This is a genomic window from Amycolatopsis sp. SID8362, assembly GCF_010550475.1.
GTDB classification, from domain to species: Bacteria; Actinomycetota; Actinomycetes; order Mycobacteriales; family Pseudonocardiaceae; genus Amycolatopsis; species Amycolatopsis eburnea.
Map to the genome: position 1 here is coordinate 1 of NZ_JAAGNB010000355.1, position 1,791 is coordinate 1,791.

Consider the following 1,791-nt stretch of genomic DNA (forward strand, 5'->3'; position numbering starts at 1 on the left):
GTTCCGGCACCGGCAGCGGCGAGACCGGCCACAGGTGCTCGCCCGCCAGCGCGAGCCGTTCCCGGCTGGTCGCGAGCAGCCGGAGCCCGGGCGCGGCCCGCAGCAGGTCGTGGGCCAGCACGGCGCACGCGTCGAGGAGGTGCTCGCAGTTGTCCAGCACCACCAGCGTCCGGCGGTCCCGCAAGTGCTCGGCGAGCACGTCCGCCGGGCTCCGGCCGGTTTCGTCGTGCACGCCCAGCGCCTCGAGCACCGTGTGCGCGACGAGGGCCGGGTCCTGCAGCCCGTCGAGTTCGACCAGCCAGACGCCGTTGGGGAACGCGCGGGACAGCCCGGCGGCGGTCTGCACGGCGAGCCGGGTCTTGCCGACCCCGCCGACGCCGGTCAGCGTGACCAGCCGCGCCCGCGTCAGCAGCTGCTTGACCTCGGCGACGTCGGCCTTGCGTCCCACGAAACTCGTGGTGTCCGCAGGCAGGTTGCCCCTCTCCCACCCCGTGCCGGCCTTGCCCACCTGTGAACCGTAGGGAGCGCGCCACGGACGGGTCAATGCGAACCCCTCGGAGGTTGCAACGCGCGGGCGTCAGGCGTCCGGGATTCCGTAGAGCGTCGGCGCGTCGCCGCCGTGCATCGCGGCCAGGCTCGTCCGGCAGGCCTGCCGGACGTCGCGGTTCGCCGCCGAGCCCGCCTGGCCGCAGCGCGGGCAGAACAGGTGCACCGCGCCGGGCGGGGTTTCGTCGACGGCGACGTCGACCGGGCACTCGCAGCGGCGGCACCAGCGGTGCCCGGTGGCGATCAGGACGTGCAGCGGGTCGCCGACGCACTGGTGGGTCCAGCACCGGTGGACGTAGCAGGTGCTGCGGGTGTGCGGGCTGAGGCCGTGCTCCTCCGCGGTGTCCTCGGCGGCCAGGATCGCGGCCAGCCGCCGGTCGGGGAGGTCGGCGTAGCGGTCCCGGCCGCGGCCGGGAGAGGGGGCCGGCCGCGCCTCCGGGACGTCCGAGGGGGTGACGACCCGGAGGAGGGGACGCGGCCGGCCGTGCACCATGGGTTCCGAACCTCCTGCGGACTTCTGCGGCACGTCCGAGACTGCTCCGGACCTGCCACGCACCGCACCCGTACAAGTACCCGACTCCATACCTGTCCGCATCACCCACCGCACCCGATGGGCTACTTCCCGCAGTCGCGGCGGTCGCCACCACGGCGCGCGGCGGGTAGGCTTTAGGGCCAACTCAGTGGTGATGCCGGGAGCCGTCATGACCAACTCCGAGTTCGACTTCCGCCGGGCGATCCCCGACCGGCCCGGTCCGCGGGACATCGAGCAGCTGGAAGCACAGACCAGGGCGCTGCGGGCGGTCGACTACCGCGGCGGGGGCGGCATGTGCCGCGACGCGGTGCTCGTCCGGATCCACCTCGGGCACGAGCTGCTCCGCGCGTCCGTGGCGGAGCCGTTGCGGACACGCCTGTGCGCCGCGGTGGCCGACCTGCACAACCTGGCCGCGTGGGCGAGCTTCGACAGCGGCCACGTCGGCGCCGCGCACCACCACCTCGACCTGGCGCTGAGCCTGGCCGAGCACTGCGGGCAGGACGACCTGGCCGCCAACATCCGCTACCGGCGCGGCCGGATCCACCTGCACCACGGGGCCGCCGACGCGGCGCTGGCCCAGTTCCAGCACGGCAGGCTGGCGGCGCGGCGCGCCGGCTCGGCGCTGGCGGCGAGCATCCTCAGCGCGAACCAGGCGTGGGCGTACGCCGAAAAGGGCGACGAGCGGCTCGCGCTCGACCTGCTCGGCCGGGCCG

General features: G+C 74.9%; 2 protein-coding genes and 1 pseudogene. 1 reads left to right on the forward strand and 2 read right to left on the reverse strand.

The genetic code is table 11. From position 1 onward, the window contains the following. Positions 1-448 (reverse strand): AAA family ATPase (locus G3I65_RS11730; protein ID WP_309235407.1); only part of this gene is annotated, 448 nt, incomplete at its 3' end. Between the two features lie 129 nt (positions 449-577). Further along, positions 578-1,039, reverse strand: a complete 462-nt coding sequence (locus tag G3I65_RS11735) for a hypothetical protein (RefSeq protein ID WP_225440284.1) — start codon at positions 1,037-1,039, stop codon at positions 578-580. 208 nt (positions 1,040-1,247) lie between these two features. Here G3I65_RS11735 and G3I65_RS11740 point away from each other — a divergent pair. Beyond that, a pseudogene (locus G3I65_RS11740) lies at positions 1,248-1,791 on the forward strand (transcriptional regulator); the annotation flags it as partial.

Bases quoted from the DNA above. Each gene is read 5' to 3' on its own strand.
- G3I65_RS11735 (WP_225440284.1), bottom strand. From the start codon at position 1,039: ATGGTGCACGGCCGGCCGCGTCCCCTCCTCCGGGTCGTCACCCCCTCG.